Here is an 18893-nt window from a genome sequence, read left to right on the forward strand (position 1 = left end):
AGCAACACGAGTGAAGAGCGAGCCTATCACTCTACCGGCTGATCCATTCAACGCGGAGGACTTCGACGTTACAGCCGAAGCATTGGAACGGGGTCAGCGAGCACGCCTCATCCGCCAGACGCGGACCGCGCTTGGCCTCTCCCAGTCGGCCTTTGCCACCCGATTTCGAGTGCCGGTCGGGACATTGCGTGATTGGGAACAGGCTCGCGTCACTCCTCCGGACTTCGCTATTGCGTATATCCGGGTGATCAGGCTGCACCCGGACATGGTCGCCACGGCCGTCGCCTAGCAGATCATCCGACGTCGCCGGCTATCTGTCTGCCACCAGTTCCGGCAGATCCTCGATCAGCGAATCCCGCACGACAAAGCTGATCGGCGGTTCGCCGTGCGGCTTGTCGTCGACGAGAAGCCGGGCGAACACCACCCGGCGCTCTTCCCTTTCGGCCCAGCCGACGAACCAGCCGATCGGGCGGTCGCTGTCGGGCTTGCCCTTGGCATCGCGCATCCGGCCGCTGCCGGTCTTGCCGTGGATCACCCAGCCGCCCGCCGCCTCGAAGCGCGGGATGATCGCCTGCGTCATCGCCTGGGCATGATCGGAGATCGCAAGCTTCCCGTTCAGGAAGCGGCGGAGGAAATCCGCCTGCTCGTCCGGCGAGATCTTCAGCGAAGACATCAGCCAGGATTCCGTCAGGCCATCGAGCTTGCCGGGTCCACCGGAGACGTCGCCATTGCCGTAGCCGAAGCGGCGGACGTAGTCGCCGAAGCGCTCCTCGCCGAGGCGACGGGTGATCTCCTGCGAATACCAGACGATCGATTCCCTCTCCCAGCCCGCCGGGTCGAAGGCCTTCCTGACCCGCGCCGGCCCGCCGAACCCTGCCTGATAGTTCCAGCGCGGCGTCGTCTCGTCCTTCAGGATACCGCTATCATAGCCCATCATGGCCAAGGGCAGCTTGAAGGTCGACATCGGGTAGACGCGCTGGTCGCAGGTCCCCTGCCGATGGACCGGCTCGCCGCTCTCCGCATCGAGGACGACCGTGCAGTGGATCGGATCGACGGCAAATGCGGGGCTTGCGGCACCGAATGTGGTCAAAAGGCCGATGGCAGCGGCGAGAAGGCCGCATCTTTGGAGGATCATGTTATGGCTCCCTCGATTTGAACGATCCTGTTCTAGGGTTCGTTGCAGGAAGGCCGCAAACGATGATAACTGGCGGGAGCCATAAGAAAATCTAGGGCATGCGATGGTCCGGCCACACCTTCCGCTGAACGCGCTGCGCGCCTTCGAAGCCGCTGCCCGACACCTGTCCTTCACGCGCGCGGCGATCGAACTCTGCGTCACCCAGGCCGCCGTCAGCCACCAGGTGAAGCTCCTGGAACAGCGGCTCGGGGTAACGCTCTTCCGCCGCCTGCCGCGCGGGCTGATGATCACCGAGGAGGGCTTGGCGCTCCTGCCGACGCTGAAGGACAGCTTCGACCGCATGGCCGACATGCTTGAGCGCTTCGAGGCCGGCCACATGCGCGAGGTCCTGACGCTCGGCGCCGTCGGAACCTTCGCCGTCGGCTGGCTCCTCCCCCGCCTCCCCGATTTCCGCCAACGCCATCCCTTTATCGACGTGCGCCTCTCCACCAACAACAACCGCGTCGACATCGCGGCGGAAGGGCTCGACTATGCGATCCGCTTCGGCAACGGCGCCTGGCACGATACGGAAGCGGAAGCACTGTTCGAGGCGCCGCTTTCGGCGCTCTGCGTGCCGGCGGTCGCGGCCCGGCTGAAGGACCCGGAGGATGTCGGGCGCGAGACGCTGCTGCGCTCCTACCGCACCGACGAATGGCCCGGCTGGTTCGAGGCGGCCCAGGCTGCCGCCCCGCCGATCACCGGTCCGGTCTTCGATTCATCCGTGCTGATGGTGGAGACCGCGCTGCAGGGGGCGGGCGTAGCGCTTGCCCCGCCGCTGATGTTTTCCCGCCACCTTGCCTCCGGCGCACTGGAACAGCCCTTCCCCGTCTATGTCTCCAAGGGCAGCTATTGGCTGACGCACCTCAAGTCCCGCACCCCGACGCCGGCAATGAAGGCGTTTGCCGAATGGACGGCCGAGATGGCGGCGGAGACGCGGGCGGCGGTAGCCTGATCTCGCCCTTGCCATGCCGCCCCGCCTGTGCCATCAGGCGCGCTCGAATTCACCAGGGCGCGCCAGGCGCCCTTTGGCGTTCCGGGCTTGTCGCTCCGGGTTCAACGATCACCACTGAACGAGGAGCACCGCCATGGCACGGGCGCTGGGGCTGGATTTCGGCACGACCAATACCGTCATCGCGATGGCGGAAGGCGATGGCGCGACGCAGTCCATGCCGTTCACCAGCAGTACCGGCACGGCCGACACGATGCGCACGGCGCTTTCCTTCATGAAGGACAGGCAGCTCGGCGCGCAGGCGCTGAAGGTCGAGGCCGGACAGGCGGCGATCCGGGCCTTCATCGACAATCCGGGCGACTGCCGCTTCCTGCAGTCGATCAAGACGTTCGCGGCAAGCGCGCTCTTCCAGGGCACGCTGATCTTCGCCCGCCGTCACCAGTTCGAGGACCTGATGGAGATCTTCCTGCGGCGGCTTTCCGCCTATGCGGGCGAGGCCTGGCCGGCCGAGGTGTCGCGCATCGTCGTCGGCCGACCGGTGCATTTCGCCGGCGCCAGTGCCGATGCGGACTTGGCACTCGACCGCTACAACTCAGCGCTGACGCGGCTGGGCTTTCCGGAGATCGCTTACGTCTACGAGCCGGTCGCGGCGGCCCATTACTTCGCGCAGAACCTCGAGCGCGACGCCAATGTGCTGGTGGCCGATTTCGGCGGCGGCACGACCGACTATTCGCTGATCCGCTTCGAGCGCCATGCCGGCCGGCTCACCGCCACTCCGATCGGCCATTCCGGCGTCGGCATCGCGGGGGACCAGTTCGACGCGCGGATGATCGAGCATCTCGTCGCGCCGGAAATCGGCAAGGGCAGCCGGTTCAGGAGCTTCGACAAGGTGCTCGACGTGCCGAGCAACTACTACACGAGCTTCTCACGCTGGAACCAGTTGTCGATCTTCAAGGGCTCCAAGGAGTTCGCGGACCTGCAATCGCTGGTCCGGTCTGCGCTGGAACCGGAAAAGCTGGAGCTCTTCGTCGATCTCGTCGAGCATGACGAAGGCTATCCGCTCTATCAGGCGGTTTCGGCGACAAAGATGGCACTGTCGGCGGCCGATGAGGCGGAGTTCCACTTCGCCCCCCTCGGCAGGGCGGGCCGCAAGACCGTCCGGCGACGCGACTTCGAGGCATGGATCGCCGAGGACCTCGCACGGATGGAGACTGCGCTCGACGCGGTGCTGGAGCAGACGGCGACGGAGGTCACGGCGATCGACAAGGTCTTCCTCACCGGCGGCACCTCCTTCGTCCCGGCCGTGCGCGAGATCTTCCCCGCCGCTTCGGGACGGAGAAGATCGAGACCGGCGGCGAGCTTCTCTCCATCGCCCACGGCCTGGCGCTGATCGGCGAAAGCGAGGATCTCGCGCAATGGGCGGCTTGATGCTTTTCCCCCGCGTCCGGCTTCGCTAGAGTGCGGGCATGATCCAGGCGAAAGATCTCCAGGCGGGCGAACTTTCCGCGCTTCTGCATTTCTATGCGGATGCGGGTGTCGGCTGGTTGCTGGAAGACGCGCCCATCGACCGCATCCAGGAGTTCGAGGCGCAGCAGGCAGCCCGCCGGGAGGCGAAGCAGTCCCAGCCGGCCCCTCCGCAGCGCCAGGACCGGCAGGCGAGCGCACGCGCCGTGGACGCGGCCCGCCCGCTCAACCCTCCCCCCGTCGCCATGCCGAACGTCGATGCGGTGGCGGCCGCGCAACTGGCCGCCGACAGCGCCCGCTCGCTTGCGGAACTGAAGGCGGCGATCGAGACTTTCGACAGTTGCAACCTCAAGAACGGCGCCCGCTCGACCGTGTTCGCCAGCGGCGACCCCGCCTCGCGGATCATGGTGATCGGTCCCATGCCCAGTGCCGACGACGACCGCGAGGGCCTTCCCTTTTCCGGCCGGACGGGCCAGTTGCTCGACCGCATGCTGGGCGCCATCGGCCTTTCCCGCGAGACCGTGCTGCTTACCAACATCATTCCCTGGCGCCCGCCCGGCAACCGGATGCCGTCGCCTGCGGAAACGGCGATCTGCAAGCCCTTCATCGACCGGCAGATCGCGCTGGCCGAGCCTGAGCACCTGCTGCTGCTCGGCAATTTTCCCGCCCGCTTCTTCTTCGGCGAGAGCGGCACGATCCACGGCCTGCGCGGCGGATGGCGCGAGGTTGCGGTGGGCGGCCGGTCCGTGGCGGCACTGGCAACCCTGCATCCGCAGGAATTGTTGGCTGCCCCCGCCACCAAGGGGCTCGCCTGGCGCGACCTCCTGATGTTTTCACAGGCGCTTTCACGGACATAGTGCCGACGCATTGATCAATGTTAACGGAATATGAAGCGGGCCATGCGTTTTGCGCATAGCAGCGGCGATTTATCTCGCATTGCCGAATCGATGCTGCACCGCAATATTAGGCGGGTCTTGGGAGGAACCAGAGATTTAAGGAACCAAGGCAATGACGACCCGTGCCCGCCCGATCCATTCCGGCTTCGAAAGCCTCCGCATTGCCGGCATGCCCCAGCGCTCCACGCAGGGCTATCACCGCTTCGGCTCTGCCACCAACGAGCAGTTGACCGCCCGGGCCATCGGCCGGATGGGCAGCATCACGCGTCCGTCCGCGATCTTTACCGATTTCCGCGAGCGCTGAACCGGCCCGAGAAAGGAAAAGGATCATGACCCAGCTCCATCCGCTTCGTGCACTGCGCGAGACCCTCGAAGGCGTCAGCGCCGCCGTGAGTGCCGCCCGCGAATACCGCCATGCCGGTGCCGTTCGCCGGGGCGACGCCCGTCCGAACAACGCCTCCACGGCCTATATTCCGCTCTGACCTGATCAGTTCGGCGGTGCCGACGCCTTGCGCGCCGCCTTCCGCTCCAGCCCCAGCCGGCGCTCGCGATAGACAATGAAGATTCCGGCGCCGATGGTGATGGCCGTGCCGGTCACCATCGGCGCCGTCGGAACATCGCCAAAGATCAGGAAGGCGATCGCGATTCCGAGGATGAAGGACGTGTATTCGAAAGGCGCCACCGCCGAAACATCCGCATGCCGATAGCTTTCCGTCAGGAATATCTGCGCGATCCCCCCGCAGATTCCCGATGCGATCAGCAGCATCGCCTGCTCTCCCGTCAGCACCGCCCAGCCGAACGGCAGGCTCACCAGCGAAAGCAGCGCGCCGGTGAGCGAGAAATAGAACACGATGGTTGGCGTCCGCTCCGTCTGCACCAGTTGCCGCACCTGCACCATGGCAAGCCCGCTCAGCACCGCGCCCATCAGCACGGCTGCGGCGCCGAGCGCTTGGGTCGATCCGAAGCCGCTGCTGCTGAACAGCGTCAGCTTCGGCCATGAGACGATCAGCACGCCCGCCATGCCGGCGACGACCGCGGTCCAGCGGTAGAGCCGCACCTGCTCGCGCAGGACAAGCGCCGCGAAGACGACAGCCATCAGCGGGGATGCGTAGCCGATGGCGATCGCCTCCGGCAGCGGCAGGTGGACGAGACCGTAGAAGCCGAAGGCCATCGACATGACGCCGAAAAGGCCGCGCTTGAAATGACCGAAGGGACGATCGGTGTGCACCGCGGTCCGCAGGTCGCGGCGCCAGGCGAGATAGGCGATGATCGGAATGAGCGCGAAGGCGGAGCGGTAGAAGGTGATCTGGCCCGCCGGCACGCCGCTCCCGGCTGCCTTGATGCAGGTCTGCATCATCACGAAGATCACGACGGAGAGGATCTTGAAGGCGATTCCGCGCAGGGAACTGCCCGCTTCAACGGTCATCTGGCATTCTCGGACATTGGAAACTCGACGGGGACATGGTGGCGGGTGCAACCGAAACTATCGGAGTACGGCTGAGATCAAAGCAAATAATGTCGAGTTCCCATCAATGTTGCTTATGGATCCTTCCGCCGGTGCCCTCGGTAACGCCTCAGCGCCTGCGATCCCGTCGGTCTCGGACCGATCGTGAAGGTTGACGAACACTGCCCTGGTCGCCGCGATCGGCGGTCAACAAGGAACAAAGGCTTCTCCGACGATGTTCGTCAGTCGGCAAAGGAGGATGCGCCATGAAAATGATTGTCTTGATGCCGGCAACTATCGCTTTGATAGCTGCTACCCATAGCCCAAGCTTCGCGGACTGCCCGGAAACAACCGGCTCGGTCAGCACCGAGCAGCAAGCGGGAATCGCAAAGGATGGAACCCATGCCCCCCTGGAGGGCGATGCCGGCCAGGTGAAGACGGAATCTTCGACCGGAACGACAACTACCAGTAAAGAAGCTCTTCCAGAAACGGCGGCAAAGGACGGCAAGGACATGCCGATGGGAGAAAGCAGCTCTCTCGCCACGTCCGGGCAAGATGTCGCCGCCCAGCAGGAAGGTGGGAAAACTGCCGCTGCCACCGCCGCGCAGGAAGCGTGCGAATAATACGAATAGATTTTATCCGCCCCCAGACCATTCGTCTGGTGGCGGTGTTTCCATTCCAGCTGTCGGGCAAGCTGGTCCCCTATCTCAAATTCTGCTGGCGTCTTCTGGCGGCACCGAAAATCCTCAGGGCCATTACCGGATGGACTTCGCCTCGACAGGCTTGCACTTCACAGAAGCTGCGAGCCGTTAGGATCATGTTAGCAACCCATTGATATCGTGGCGCCGTCTCGCTTACCGAAGGACCCGTGCTTGCCCTATTTTGCAGACCTACCGAACCGCGCGGCGGGATCCTTGAGTGGTAAGGCCGGTTATAGGACGATTCAGGTTCGGTCGCGTTCGCAGGCCTGCTGCGCAGGCCTCTCGTTTTTCAAGCACGCATAGGAACCCTGTACTTATGGGTACATCCGATACCAAGACGGTTGAACTTGCCAACTACCGCCCGACCGATTTCGTCCTGGAAAGGGTCGACCTCACCTTCGAGCTCGACCCCACGAATACCAAGGTCGACGCCAGGCTGATCTTCCACCGCCGCGAGGGTGCCGATCCGAAGGCGCCTCTGGTTCTCGATGGTGACGAGCTTACCCTTTCCGCCCTGCTCCTGGACCAGAACGAGGTGCCGGCCGGCCAGTACAACGCCACACCGCAGAGCCTGACGATCCGCGACCTGCCGGAAAGCAGCCCGTTCGAGATCACCGTCACCACCTTCATCAACCCGGAAGCCAATACCCAACTCATGGGTCTCTACCGGACCAATGGCGTCTACTGCACCCAGTGCGAGGCCGAAGGCTTCCGCCGCATCACCTATTTCCCGGACCGGCCGGACGTGCTGGCGCCCTATACGATCACCATCATCGCCGACAAAGCCGCCAACCCGCTGCTTCTGTCCAACGGCAACTATCTCGGCGGAGGCAATTACGACGAGGGCCGGCACTTCGCCGCCTGGTTCGATCCGCATCCGAAGCCGAGCTACCTGTTCGCGCTGGTCGCAGGCGATCTCGGCGTCGTGGAGGACACGTTCACCACCATGTCCGGCCGCGAGGTCGCGCTGAAGATCTATGTCGAGCACGGCAAGGAACCGCGCGCCGCCTACGCCATGGACGCCCTGAAGCGCTCCATGAAATGGGACGAGGAGCGGTTCGGCCGCGAATACGACCTCGACATCTTCATGATCGTCGCCGTCTCCGACTTCAACATGGGGGCGATGGAGAACAAGGGTCTCAACGTCTTCAACGACAAATACGTGCTCGCCGATCCGGAGACCGCGACCGACCAGGATTACGCCAATATAGAGGCGATCATCGCCCACGAATACTTCCACAACTGGACCGGCAACCGCATCACCTGCCGTGACTGGTTCCAGCTCTGCCTGAAGGAAGGGCTCACGGTTTACCGCGACCACGAATTTTCCGCCGACATGCGTTCGCGCGCCGTCAAGCGGATCGCGGAGGTACGGCACCTGAAATCGGAGCAGTTCCCGGAGGATGCCGGACCGCTGGCCCACCCGGTACGGCCGACGAAATACCGCGAGATCAACAACTTCTATACGACGACCGTCTACGAGAAGGGCTCGGAAGTCACCCGGATGATCGCCACGCTTCTTGGCCGGGACGGCTTCAAGAAGGGCATGGATCTCTATTTCGAGCGCCATGACGGCGAGGCCGCCACCGTCGAGGATTTCGTCAGGTGCTTCGAGGACGCGACGGGGCGCGACCTCTCGCAATTCTCCCTCTGGTACCACCAGGCCGGCACGCCGCTGGTCACCGCCTCAGGCGCCTACGACGCTGGAGCCTCCACCTTCACGTTGTCGCTGGAGCAGATGATCCCGGCAACCCCGGGCCAGCCGAACAAGGAGCCGATGCACATCCCGCTCTCCTTCGCCCTGATCCTCGACAACGGCTCCGCGGCGACGCCCGCTGCCGTGGCGGGCGGCGAAGTGGCCGGCGACGTGCTGCACCTGACCCAGCGCAAACAGACCTTCACCTTCTCGGGCATCTCGTCACGGCCCGTGCTTTCGCTCAACCGCGGCTTCTCGGCACCGATCAACCTCCATCTGGATCAGAGCACGGACGATCTCGTCCACATCGCGCGCCACGACAGCGACCTCTTCGCCCGCTGGCAGGCGCTGAACGACCTGATCCTGCCGGTGCTGATGCAGGCGGCGCGCGACATCCGCAACGGCGAGGAGGTTGCGTGCCCGCCCGCCGTCGTCTCGGCGCTGATCGAGACCGCAGGCAACGAGACGCTGGAGCCCGCGTTCCGCGCGCAGGTACTCACCCTTCCGAGCGAAGCCGATATCGCGCGCGAACTCGGCAGCAACAACGACCCCGACGCCATACATGCGGCGCGCACCACCGTCCTCGCCACCGTCGCCGAGGCCGGGCGGCAGGTCTTCCAGCATCTCTTCGAGAATTTGCAGACCAATGACGGCTTCAGCCCCGACGCGGCAAGCGCGGGAAGGCGCGCCCTCCGCAACAGCGCGCTGAGCTACCTCACCTATGCGGAACAGTCGCCCGCACGCGCGGCCGAAGCATTCGCGTCTGCCGACAACATGACGGACCTCGTCCATGCGCTGACCGTGCTGGCACACCGCTTCCCGGAGACCGACGAGGCCGACGCCGCCCTCGGCGCGTTCGTGACCCGTTTCGACGACAACCCTCTGGTCATCGACAAGTGGCTGGCGGTACAGGCGACCATCCCCGGCGCCGGAGCGCTTGGCCGCGTGAAGGCCCTGATGGACAACCGCCACTTCGTTCCGAGCAACCCGAACCGCGTCCGCTCGCTCGTCGGCAGCCTTGCCTTCTCCAACCCGACCGGTTTCAACCGGCCCGATGGGGAAGGCTATCGCTTCCTCGCCGAACAGATCCTGGCGATCGATCCGAAGAACCGGCAGCTCGCCGCCCGCATCCTCACCTCCATGCGCTCCTGGCGGTCGCTGGAGCCGGTGCGCGCCGACCACGCCCGCTCCGCCTTGATGACGATCGACCGCAGCGGGACACTTTCCACCGATGTCCGCGACATCGTCGAGCGCATGTTGAAGGGTTGAATTTCCCCCTGCCACAACCCCTGATTCCGCTGCCCACGCGGCGGTTTCCCTAGATTAAAAAACTCTTAAGGAACCTCTGGACACGGCGAATCACTCGTGATTCATTAGCTTAGATTCGGGCGAGCGGCGCACCGGATTTCCATGAGGGGTCTGATGAAAACGATGGCGAACGTGCGGCGGGAACCCGCCGGCGGGGGATGGTTGCGTCTCAATTTCTGGGGCGGCAGGAATGGTTCGGGCTTCTTCCCGCGCCGTCCCAACCTCACCGTAACGCCCATCTCGCGCCAGATGCCGCGGGTGGAACTGGTGCTGAAGCGTTCGATCCCGCTTCTCATCCTCGCCTTTCTTGCCGTCGTCGCGACCTCCCGCAGCCTCGGCCTCGTCAGCGAGCATGCCCGCATGGAGGACGCCGCCCGCCAGGCGACATCGCTGATGGCCGCAGCCGCCGTCGCAGCCTTTTCCAGTCAGGATCAGATCATCGCGGTGGGAGACCGCGCATCCGCCGAAGCGCGACTCAAGCAGTTCCTTCCGTCGGACCGGCTGCATCCGGAGGCCTTCCTGCTGCTGGTCGATCCATCCGGCAGGATCTTCGGTGGCGTCGGCGCTGGCCCCTATGTCGGCCGGCAACTGACCTCGCTTCTTCCCGAGACCGCGGCCCTGCGCCGCTTCGGCGGCTCGGGCCTTATCGAGACGGCGATCGGCGAGGAGGCGCATTATGCCGCCATCCAGCCGCTCGGCAACGACGGCGGACTGATCGTCGCTGCCCGCTCCCTCGCCTCGATCCACTATTTCTGGCGCCACGAAGTGTCGCTCAACGTCACGCTGTTCGCCTGCATCTCGATCATACTGCTGGTCATCCTCTACGCCTATTACATGCAGGTGAAGCGCGCCCGGGAAGCGGACGAGACGTTCCTGGAAGCGAACCTGCGCATTGAGACCGCTCTGTCGCGCGGGCGTTGCGGCCTGTGGGACTTCGACGTCGCCAACCGGCGCCTGTTCTGGTCGGGATCAATGTACGAGATGCTCGGTTACCCCCCGGCCGGCAACGTCATGTCCTTCGCCGACGCGGCGCGGATGATGCATCCGACGGACGGCAACCTCTACGCTCTGGCCCGCGCCATCAGCCGCGGCAATGCCAAGCAGGTGGACCAGATCTTCCGCATGCGCCACGCCGCCGGCCACTATGTCTGGATGCGCGCCCGCGCCCAGGTGGTGCGCACCACAGCCGGCCGCACGCATGTCATCGGCATCGCCATGGATGTCACCGAGCATCACCGGCTGGCACAGCGCTACGCCGAAGCCGACCAGCGGCTGGCAGACGCCATCGAATGCACGTCCGAAGCCTTCGTGCTGTGGGACAAAAACGACCGCCTGGTCATGTGCAACACGCATTTCCAGCAGGCCTACGGCCTTCCCGACAGCGTGCTGGTGCCGGGCACGGAACGCACCGTCGTCAAGGCTGCCGCGGCACGGCCGGTGATCGAGCGGCGCATCGCCGATGCGGACCAGAACGGCCTGTCGCGGACCACGGAAGTGCAACTTGCCGACGAACGCTGGCTGCAGATCAACGAACGCCGCACCCGCGACGGCGGCATGGTCTCGGTGGGGACCGACATCACGTTGATGAAGCGCCACCAGGAGAGGCTGCGCGATTCGGAGCGCCGCCTGATGGCGACTATCGGCGACCTTTCGGCCTCGCAGAAGAAGCTGGAAAAGCAGAAGGAAGAACTGTCGATCGCCAACGCCAATTATCAGGCGGAGAAGGAGCGCGCCCAGGCCGCCAACAAGGCGAAGTCGGAATTCCTCGCCAACATGTCCCACGAGCTGCGCACGCCGCTCAACGCCATCCTCGGCTTCTCGGAAATCCTGGTCAACGAAATGTTCGGCCCGGTCGGATCGCCGAAATACGGCGAATATGCGCGCGACATCCACGACAGCGGCAAGCACCTTCTCAACCTGATCAGCGATATCCTCGACATGTCGAAGATCGAGGCCGGCCACATGACGATCCAGTGCGAGGCGATCGACCTCGTGCCGCTCGTCGAGGAAAGTCTGCGCCTTACCGCCATCTCCGCCCAGGAGAAGAGCATCACCATCGAGCAGCGGCTTTCGCGCGATCTGGCAATGGTCGGCGACCGCCGTGCCATGAAGCAGGTCATGCTGAACCTGCTCTCGAACGCGGTGAAGTTCACCGACGAGGGCGGCCGGATCATCGTCCGCGCGCGCCGCTCCGAATCCGGTTTCCTGCTGACGATCGCCGATACCGGGATCGGTATCCCGAAGGCGGCGATGGGCAAGATCGGCCAGCCCTTCGAACAGGTGCAGAGCCAGTACGCCAAGAGCAAGGGCGGCTCCGGCCTCGGCCTTGCCATCTCGCGTTCGCTGGTGGCGCTGCACGGCGGCAGAATGCGGATCCGCTCCTGCGTCGGCAAGGGTACCGTCGTTTCGCTCAGCATTCCGGAATGCGCGACCTTTGCGGTGCCGCGCCAGGCCGTCAGCTGACCAGCTTCCGGAAGATCGCCCGCACCGCCTTCGACAGACGCTTCACCTCGCCCTCCAGCGTTCGGATGTCCGGGCAGTCCCCCGCCCGGCAGACGCGCTCCACCAGTCCGACGGGCGCTTCCTTCGGATCGAAGCCGCCGTCGATGCAGAGCCGGATGATCTGCGAGAGCTCGGTGAAAAGGCGCAGCGCCTCCCGCATGGTGGCCAGGTCATCGGCCGAGAGCATCTCCCGCCCGAGCGCCTCCAGCGCCTCGTCCGTGCTCATCCCGTTCGTGTCGACGGCAAGACCCTTGCCCGGCGCGACCAGCCGCAGATACTGGGCGATGAACTCGATATCGATCAGGCCGCCCGGAATGAGCTTCAGGTCCCATATGCCTCGCGGAGGCTTTTCCTGCTCGATCAGGTCGCGCATCTCCCGGATATCGGCCGCAATCTTTCCGCCATCTCCCCTGCGGGACAGGACGTCGCTGATCACCGCCTGCGCTTCCTCCACCAGGCTTGCCTCCCCGCAGACCATGCGCGCGCGCGTCAGCGCCATGTGCTCCCAGGTCCAGGCCTCCTCCTGCTGGTACTTGCGGAAGGCGCGGATGCGCGTGGCGACCGGCCCCTTGTTGCCCGAAGGCCTCAGGCGCATGTCCACTTCGAACAGCACGCCCTCCGCCATCGGCGCCGAGAGCGCGGCGATCAGGCGCTGCGTCAGCCGGGTATAGTAGCGCGTGCTGTCCAGGGCCTTCGGGCCTTCCGACTCGAAGGCTTCGTCGTCGTAGTCGTAGAGCAGGATCAGGTCGACGTCGGAGGCCGCGGTCAGTTCGAAGCTGCCGAGCTTGCCCATCCCCATCAGCGCCACCCTGCCGCCGGGATAGCGGCCATGCGCCCCCTCGATCTCGCGCTCCACGGCAGCCAGGGCCTGTTCGATCAGAAGATCGGCGAGATCGGTGAAGGCGCGGCCGGCCTGCGCTCCGTCGATCGCTCCCGTCAGCAGCCGGATGCCGATCAGGAAGCGCTGCTCGGCCGCGAAGATGCGCAGCCGGTCCAGCAGTTCCTCGTAGTGGCGCGAGGCCATCAGGAAGACCCGCAGACGCTCCGACAGATAGTCGCGCGTGGGAAGCTCCGCCATCAGGCCCGGATCAAGCATGCCGTCGAAGACATGCGGCCGCGACGAGATGATGTCCGCCAGCCGCGGCGCCGCCGACATGACGGTAACGATCAGCGAAAGCAGCGCCGGATTGTTGCCGATCAGCGAGAAGAGCTGGATCCCGGCCGGCAGGCCGGAGAGGAAACCGTCGAAGCGCAGCAGCGCCTCGTCCGCCCGGCTGCTCTCGCCGAAGGCCTTCAGGAGGTCCGGGGTCAGTTCCGTCAGCCGCTCGCGCGACTCCACCGATTGCGTCGCCCGGTAGCGGCCGTAGTGCCAGGTGCGGATAACGCGCGAAATATCGGAAGGCCGGTGGAAGCCGAGTGCCGCCAGCGTCTTCAATGTCTCCGGGTCGTCCTGCTGGCCGGTGAAGACGAGATTGCCTTCGACGCCCGAAAGCTTCGTCTCCTGCTCGAACAGCCGGGCATAGCGTTTCTCCACCGTCCGCAGCACGCCCTCCAGCCTAACGGCGAAGGATGCCGTGTCGGGAAAGCCGAGCATGAAGGCGATCCGCTTCAGCTCCGCCTCCGTTTCGGGAAGGCTGTGCGTCTGCTCGTCGCGCACCATCTGGATGCGGTGCTCGACGTCGCGCAGGAACCAGTAGGCTTCGGTCAGTTCCGCGGCGATCTCCGACGTGATCCAGTTCGCCTCCGCCAGCTTCTCCAGCGCCACTTTCGTCTGGCGGGTTCTGAGCGGCGGCATGCGCCCGCCGGCGATCAGCTGCTGGGTCTGGGCGAAGAACTCGATCTCGCGGATGCCGCCGCGGCCGAGCTTGACGTCATGGCCCTTGACGGCGATCGCGCCATGACCCTTGTGGACATGGATCTGCCGCTTGATGGAATGGATGTCGGCGATCGCCGCATAGTCGAGGTACTTGCGGAAGACGAAGGGCACCAGCTGGCGCAGGAACCATTCCCCGGCGGCGATGTCGCCGGCCATGGCGCGCGCCTTGATGAAGGCCGCCCGCTCCCAGTTCTGGCCGCGGCTCTCGTAGTAGAGAAGGCCCGCCTCCACCGGCACGGCGAGCGGCGTCGAGCCGGGATCGGGCCGCAGCCGCAGGTCGGTGCGGAACACGTAGCCGTCCGCCGTCCGCTCCTGCAGGATGCGCACGAGGCGCCGCATCATCCGGCCGTAGATCTCGGAACCGTCCAGCGGATCGGGCAATATGCCGCTCTCCGGATCGAAGAAGACGACGATGTCGATATCGGAGGAGTAGTTGAGCTCGTGGCCGCCCAACTTGCCCATGCCGAGGACGATCAGGCCGGATCCCTCGCTCGGCCGCTCCGGGTTCTTCAGCACCATCTTGCCGCTTTCGTGGGCCGCGAGCAGCAGGTGGTCGATCGACGCCGCCACCACGGCATCGGCGAGGAGCGTCAGGTAACACGTGGTGTCGCGCGCGGTGAAAAGCCGGGCGAGATCCGCCAGTGCCGCCAGAAACGAGACGCTGCGCTTCGCAATCCTCAGCGAAGCCATCACCTCCGCCTCAGAAGGCGTCCTGCCCTCTCTGGGGCGCCAGCAGGCACGCGCACCGTCGATCATCCGCCGAAGCGTTTCTTCCAGCGGCTCGGTGATCGCCGTCGTCAAGAGCCGGGGCGAGATCGTCGCGATGTCGCGCAAGTAGGGGGATAGGGAAAGGGCCGCGATCAGGAACGGCTTGAGGGGACCATTCCCGTTCATGACCTCCGCCAGCGCGGCGTCGTCGCGCGCCAGCTCCTTCAGAAGCGCGGTCACCGCCTTCGCCTCGGTCTGGCTCTGCGGCCGGATGACGTCCTCTCCGACATCCCTGAGCTTGATCGCATTGTCTCCCACGGCGTCCTCCCTCTACACCCTTTCTTAGGGCTTCAACGCCGGGAATACCATCGTCGCTGTCAGGCCCTGTGCCGTCCCGTCGTCCGGATGCGTCGCCGACAGGCTCAGCGATCCGCCATGCAGGTCCATCACCGCCTCCACCAGGGAAAGCCCGAGCCCGGTGCCGGGCTTCGAGCGGCTGGCATCGAGCCGGACGAAGCGCTTCGTCACCTCGTCGCGCATGTCCTCCGGAATGCCTAAGCCGTTGTCACAGACCGAGAGACGGACGGCACCGTCGTCGGCGCTCAGCACCAGCCTTACCTCCGGCTTGCCGGCCCCCTCCCCGCCGTACTTGATGGCATTGTCGAGAAGGTTGAATATCGCCTGTCCGATCAGTTCCCGGTTTCCCTTCACCTTCACGCCAGCAGCGATCGAGGTCGTCAGCGAAAGGCCGGCCTCCTCGGCCACCGGCTCGTAGAGCTCGCAACTGTCGGCAGAGATGGCGGACAGGTCGACCTCGCTCATCTCGGCCGCAACCGAGCCTGCCTCCACGCGCGAGATCATCAGGAGCGCATTGAATGTGCGGATCAACTGGTCGGATTCGCCTATGATGCCCTCGAGCGCTGCGCGGCGGCTCTCCGGGGCCTCGTCGGCCAGCGCGTCGGCCGCCTTGTTGCGCAGCCTCGTCAGCGGCGTCTTCAGGTCGTGGGCGATGTTGTCGGAAACCTGCCGCAATCCCTCGTTCAGCTTTTCGATGCGGCCCAGCATCGCGTTCAACGATTCCGAGAGGCGGTCGAACTCGTCGCCGGAGCGCCCGACCGGCAGGCGCTGCGAAAGGTCGCCGGCCATGATCTTCTGGCTCGCAGCCGACATCCGGTCGATGCGCTTCAGCGCATTGCGTCCGATGCCGAACCAGATGAACAGCGCGCCGACGCCCATGATCGTCAGCGCCACCATCAGCGCGCGGCGGACGATGCCGCGGAACCGTCCCGGCTCACCGAGATCGCGGCCGATCATCACCCGCAATCCGTTTTCCATGAACAGCACGTTGGCGATCGCCATGTGCCGCCGCGCAGGACCGCTTTCGGCATAGGGCTCGTAGGTGAAGGGGAAGCGGGTCCAGCCCTCGTCGTCCAGGACGCCCGGCTGGACGGACGCCACGTTGCCGGCTAGGATCTCGCCGGTCGGTCCCGTGACGACGTAGAGATTGGCGCCCGGCTGGCGCGCCCGGCGCTCCATGATGCGCAGCATGGCGTTGATGCCGCCGCGCTCGTAGGCGCGCTGCATGTCGCCCACTTCCTCCACGAGGTTCTCGCGCGTCTGCTGCACCAGGATGCGCTCCGACATTGCGGTGACGTAGAAGACCAGGAAGGCGGCGCAGATCGCGAAAAGCAGGATGTAGAGGGCCGACAGCCGCACGGCCGTCGAACGGAACATCAGGCGAAGCCGGGTCAGCACGCGCTCAGGCCTCGTCCTTGATCATGTAGCCCGCCCCCCGGATGGTCTTGAGAAGCGGCCTTTCGAAGTCCTTCTCGATCTTCGAGCGCAGCCGCGAGACGTGCACGTCGATGACGTTCGTCTGCGGGTCGAAATGGTAGTCCCAGACATGCTCCAGCAGCATGGTGCGGGTCACCACCTGCCCGGCATTCTTCATCAGGTATTCGAGCAGGCGGAATTCGCGCGGCTGCAGCAGGATCTCCTTGCCGGCCCGCTTCACCTCGTGGGACAGCCGGTCGAGCTCCAGATCGCCGACGCGGTAAACCATGTCCTGCTCGGGCTTGCCCTTGCGGCGGCCGAGAACCTCGACGCGGGCCAGCAGTTCGGAAAAGGCGTAGGGCTTGGGCAGATAGTCGTCGCCGCCGGCGCGCAAGCCCGTGACGCGATCGTCCACCTGACCCAGCGCCGACAGGATCAGGACCGGCGTCTCGACGCCGCGCTTGCGCAGTTCGCTGATCACGGAAAGTCCGTCGCGCCGGGGCAGCATCCGGTCGATCACCATCACATCGTAGCTGTTCTCGGTGCCCATGAAGAGCCCGCTTTCGCCGTCGCTCGCGTGATCGGCCACGATGCCGGCCTCGCGGAACGCTTTCGTCATGTAGGCGGCCGCCTCAAGATCGTCTTCAATCACCAGAATCTTCATGTGCGGCACAATAGCGTCAGCGGCTTCCTTTGCACTACCGGATTCGAGCGGCTCCGGCCGGTTCAGCGTGTCCATCGGACGCTCCCTGCGATCAATCCCGAATTGCCTCGGGGTTCTGCTTGTGAAAAGGGCGCCGGCCTTGCCGGCGGCGCCCTTGCATCATGCGGGTGTGTACTGCGGTCAGCCTTCGTTGATCGGCAGGGCCATGAACCGGCTGCCGCGGTCGGATTCGACTTGGAACAGCGCTCGGGTGCGGCCATCCTCGCGGGCCTGCTCGATCGCCGCCTCGACGTCGCTGGCCTTTTCGACCGGCTTGTTGTTGACCGAGACGATCTTCTCGCCGGTTCTCAGCCCGCGGGCCGCAGCCTCCGAGTCCGGATCGACGTCGACCACGGAAAGCCCGGAGCCGTCCTCGGCCGGCGCCACCGTAATGCCGAGGCTGGCGAGTGCCTGTTCGGTGGAAGGAGTCGGCGTTTCCGGCTCTTCCGTCTCGGCGCTGGCGGCGTCCTCGCTGGCGAGGTTGCCCAGCGTCACTTCAAGGTTCTGCGCCTTGCCGTCACGCCAGACCGAAACCTCGATCTTCTTGTTCGGGCCCATGGCGGCGACCTTGCGCGCGAGGTCGCGTGCATCCTTGACCGGCTCGCCGTTCAGAGCCGTGATGACGTCGCCTTCCTCGATCCCGGCCTTCTGGCCCGGCGAGCCTTCCTGCGGAGCGACGACCAGTGCGCCTTGCGGCTCGGAGAGACCCAGGGACTCGGCGATATCCTTGTTGACCGGCTGGATCTGCACGCCGAGCCAGCCGCGCTCGACCTTACCGTCTTCCATCAGGTCCGTCACCACGTCACGGGCGACGGCTGCGGGAATGGCGAAGGCGATGCCGACATTGCCGCCGGAGGGCGAGAAGATCGCGGTGTTGATGCCGATCACCTCGCCTTCGAGGTTGAAGGCAGGACCGCCGGAGTTGCCGCGGTTCACTGCGGCATCGATCTGGATGTAGTCGTCATAGGGACCGGAGCCGATATCGCGGCCGCGGGCCGAGATGATACCGGCCGTCACCGATCCGCCGAGGCCGAACGGGTTGCCGACCGCGACGACCCAGTCACCCACCCGAGCCTTGGAATCGTCGGCGAAGTTGACATAGGTGAACTTGCGGTTTGCCTCGACCTTCAGCACGGCGAGGTCGGTGCGGCTGTCCTTTCCGATCAGCTTGGCATCGAGCTCGGTGCCGTCATCGAGCACCACCGTATAGGCGGCGCCGTCGGCGACGACGTGGTTGTTGGTGACGAGGTAGCCATCCTCGGAGATGAAGAAGCCGGAGCCCTGCGAGGTCGGACGCATGCGACGCGGGCCGCCGCGTTCGCTTCGATCGCCATCGGGGCCGCCACGGAACTGCGGGCCGCCGAATTCACGGAAGAACCGCTTGAGGGGATGGTCGTTCGGCAGGTCTTCGAAACCCTGGCCGCCGAAATTGAAGGAGAAATTGCTGTTGTCGCTGGCGGCCTGCGTCTCGGACTGGACGCGCACGGAAACGACGGCCGGGGAAACGGCGGAAACGACGTCGGCGAAGCTCGGAGCCTGCGGCGCCTCGACCTTGACCGGGTCGGCGAAGGAATTGATGACCTGCCCCGGAATGCCGGTCGACAGCATCACCGCAGCCAGGCCGGCGACCGTGGAGGTCTTCAGGACTGTCTTCAGCGAGGGCCGTCCAATTTTGCTGTTCAGCATCGTGAGTACCTTT

General features: G+C 65.3%; 14 protein-coding genes and 1 pseudogene. 9 read left to right on the plus strand and 6 right to left on the minus strand.

Annotated features, from left to right (window positions below; all coding sequences use genetic code 11):
• Nucleotides 1-10 precede the first annotated feature (10 nt).
• Entirely contained in the window at nucleotides 11-289 is a 279-nt protein-coding gene (locus RTCK_RS03430; protein ID WP_142591627.1) for a helix-turn-helix domain-containing protein, read from the plus strand.
• 21 nt (nucleotides 290-310) lie between these two features.
• Here RTCK_RS03430 and blaOXA read toward each other — a convergent pair whose 3' ends face one another.
• Nucleotides 311-1135 carry a class D beta-lactamase gene (gene blaOXA, locus RTCK_RS03435; protein ID WP_142591629.1) on the minus strand — a complete coding sequence of 275 codons (825 nt, stop codon included), beginning with the start codon at nucleotides 1133-1135 and terminating at the stop codon, nucleotides 311-313.
• A 103-nt stretch (nucleotides 1136-1238) separates the two neighbouring features.
• Here blaOXA and RTCK_RS03440 point away from each other — a divergent pair, with 103 nt between their 5' ends.
• The 5 genes and pseudogenes from RTCK_RS03440 (at nucleotide 1239) to RTCK_RS03460 (ending at nucleotide 4965) form a co-directional block, all read left to right on the plus strand.
• A complete protein-coding gene (locus tag RTCK_RS03440; RefSeq protein WP_142591631.1) occupies nucleotides 1239-2126 on the plus strand; it encodes a LysR family transcriptional regulator in 888 nt (295 codons plus the stop codon).
• Between the two features lie 133 nt (nucleotides 2127-2259).
• Nucleotides 2260-3551 (plus strand): annotated as a pseudogene (locus RTCK_RS03445) (Hsp70 family protein).
• A gap of 38 nt (nucleotides 3552-3589) precedes the next feature.
• On the plus strand, nucleotides 3590-4444 hold the full coding sequence (locus tag RTCK_RS03450; protein WP_142591633.1) for a uracil-DNA glycosylase: 855 nt from the start codon (nucleotides 3590-3592) through the stop codon (nucleotides 4442-4444).
• Between the two features lie 151 nt (nucleotides 4445-4595).
• Entirely contained in the window at nucleotides 4596-4787 is a 192-nt protein-coding gene (locus RTCK_RS03455) for a hypothetical protein (RefSeq protein ID WP_142591635.1), read from the plus strand.
• A gap of 25 nt (nucleotides 4788-4812) precedes the next feature.
• The gene (locus RTCK_RS03460) at nucleotides 4813-4965 is read left to right on the plus strand and encodes a hypothetical protein (protein WP_185927893.1); all 153 of its coding nucleotides are present in this window, start codon (nucleotides 4813-4815) and stop codon (nucleotides 4963-4965) included.
• Nucleotides 4966-4970: 5 nt separating this feature from the next.
• On the opposite strand, the gene RTCK_RS03465 is transcribed toward RTCK_RS03460, so the two are convergent.
• Nucleotides 4971-5909 (minus strand): DMT family transporter, encoded by a 939-nt coding sequence (locus tag RTCK_RS03465; RefSeq protein ID WP_142591637.1) that lies wholly within the window; start codon nucleotides 5907-5909, stop codon nucleotides 4971-4973.
• Between the two features lie 284 nt (nucleotides 5910-6193).
• Between RTCK_RS03465 and RTCK_RS03470 the strand changes: the two genes are divergently transcribed.
• The 3 genes from RTCK_RS03470 (at nucleotide 6194) to RTCK_RS03480 (ending at nucleotide 12095) form a co-directional block, all read left to right on the plus strand.
• On the plus strand, nucleotides 6194-6550 hold the full coding sequence (locus tag RTCK_RS03470) for a hypothetical protein (protein ID WP_142591639.1): 357 nt from the start codon (nucleotides 6194-6196) through the stop codon (nucleotides 6548-6550).
• A 394-nt stretch (nucleotides 6551-6944) separates the two neighbouring features.
• Nucleotides 6945-9593 (plus strand): aminopeptidase N, encoded by a 2649-nt coding sequence (pepN, locus tag RTCK_RS03475; protein WP_142591641.1) that lies wholly within the window; start codon nucleotides 6945-6947, stop codon nucleotides 9591-9593.
• Between the two features lie 162 nt (nucleotides 9594-9755).
• Nucleotides 9756-12095 (plus strand): PAS domain-containing sensor histidine kinase, encoded by a 2340-nt coding sequence (locus RTCK_RS03480; RefSeq protein WP_142591890.1) that lies wholly within the window; start codon nucleotides 9756-9758, stop codon nucleotides 12093-12095.
• Here the strand turns inward: RTCK_RS03480 and RTCK_RS03485 are convergent.
• The 4 genes from RTCK_RS03485 to RTCK_RS03500 form a co-directional block, all read right to left on the minus strand.
• On the minus strand, nucleotides 12088-15036 hold the full coding sequence (locus RTCK_RS03485; protein WP_142591643.1) for a bifunctional [glutamine synthetase] adenylyltransferase/[glutamine synthetase]-adenylyl-L-tyrosine phosphorylase: 2949 nt from the start codon (nucleotides 15034-15036) through the stop codon (nucleotides 12088-12090). The genes RTCK_RS03480 and RTCK_RS03485 overlap by 8 nt on opposite strands.
• Nucleotides 15037-15060: 24 nt before the next feature.
• Nucleotides 15061-16452 (minus strand): sensor histidine kinase, encoded by a 1392-nt coding sequence (locus RTCK_RS03490; RefSeq protein ID WP_142591892.1) that lies wholly within the window; start codon nucleotides 16450-16452, stop codon nucleotides 15061-15063.
• A 25-nt stretch (nucleotides 16453-16477) separates the two neighbouring features.
• The gene (locus RTCK_RS03495) at nucleotides 16478-17230 is read right to left on the minus strand and encodes a response regulator transcription factor (RefSeq protein ID WP_408004501.1); all 753 of its coding nucleotides are present in this window, start codon (nucleotides 17228-17230) and stop codon (nucleotides 16478-16480) included.
• Nucleotides 17231-17335: 105 nt separating this feature from the next.
• Nucleotides 17336-18880 carry a Do family serine endopeptidase gene (locus RTCK_RS03500; RefSeq protein ID WP_142591645.1) on the minus strand — a complete coding sequence of 515 codons (1545 nt, stop codon included), beginning with the start codon at nucleotides 18878-18880 and terminating at the stop codon, nucleotides 17336-17338.
• Nucleotides 18881-18893: the final 13 nt, after the last annotated feature.

The organism is Pseudorhizobium endolithicum (assembly GCF_902153245.2).
Lineage (GTDB): Bacteria > Pseudomonadota > Alphaproteobacteria > Rhizobiales > Rhizobiaceae > Neorhizobium > Neorhizobium endolithicum.

Excerpts from the sequence above, each read along its gene's own strand:
- RTCK_RS03460 (WP_185927893.1), top strand. The coding sequence starts at position 4,813 with ATGACCCAGCTCCATCCGCTTCGTGCACTGCGCGAGACCCTCGAAGGC.
- RTCK_RS03490 (WP_142591892.1), bottom strand. The coding sequence starts at position 16,452 with ATGTTCCGTTCGACGGCCGTGCGGCTGTCGGCCCTCTACATCCTGCTT.
- blaOXA (WP_142591629.1), bottom strand. The coding sequence starts at position 1,135 with ATGATCCTCCAAAGATGCGGCCTTCTCGCCGCTGCCATCGGCCTTTTG.
- RTCK_RS03495 (WP_408004501.1), bottom strand. The coding sequence starts at position 17,230 with ATGGACACGCTGAACCGGCCGGAGCCGCTCGAATCCGGTAGTGCAAAG.
- RTCK_RS03470 (WP_142591639.1), top strand. The coding sequence starts at position 6,194 with ATGAAAATGATTGTCTTGATGCCGGCAACTATCGCTTTGATAGCTGCT.
- RTCK_RS03500 (WP_142591645.1), bottom strand. The coding sequence starts at position 18,880 with ATGCTGAACAGCAAAATTGGACGGCCCTCGCTGAAGACAGTCCTGAAG.
- RTCK_RS03455 (WP_142591635.1), top strand. The coding sequence starts at position 4,596 with ATGACGACCCGTGCCCGCCCGATCCATTCCGGCTTCGAAAGCCTCCGC.
- RTCK_RS03465 (WP_142591637.1), bottom strand. The coding sequence starts at position 5,909 with ATGACCGTTGAAGCGGGCAGTTCCCTGCGCGGAATCGCCTTCAAGATC.
- RTCK_RS03480 (WP_142591890.1), top strand. The coding sequence starts at position 9,756 with ATGGCGAACGTGCGGCGGGAACCCGCCGGCGGGGGATGGTTGCGTCTC.
- RTCK_RS03450 (WP_142591633.1), top strand. The coding sequence starts at position 3,590 with ATGATCCAGGCGAAAGATCTCCAGGCGGGCGAACTTTCCGCGCTTCTG.
- RTCK_RS03440 (WP_142591631.1), top strand. The coding sequence starts at position 1,239 with ATGGTCCGGCCACACCTTCCGCTGAACGCGCTGCGCGCCTTCGAAGCC.
- pepN (WP_142591641.1), top strand. The coding sequence starts at position 6,945 with ATGGGTACATCCGATACCAAGACGGTTGAACTTGCCAACTACCGCCCG.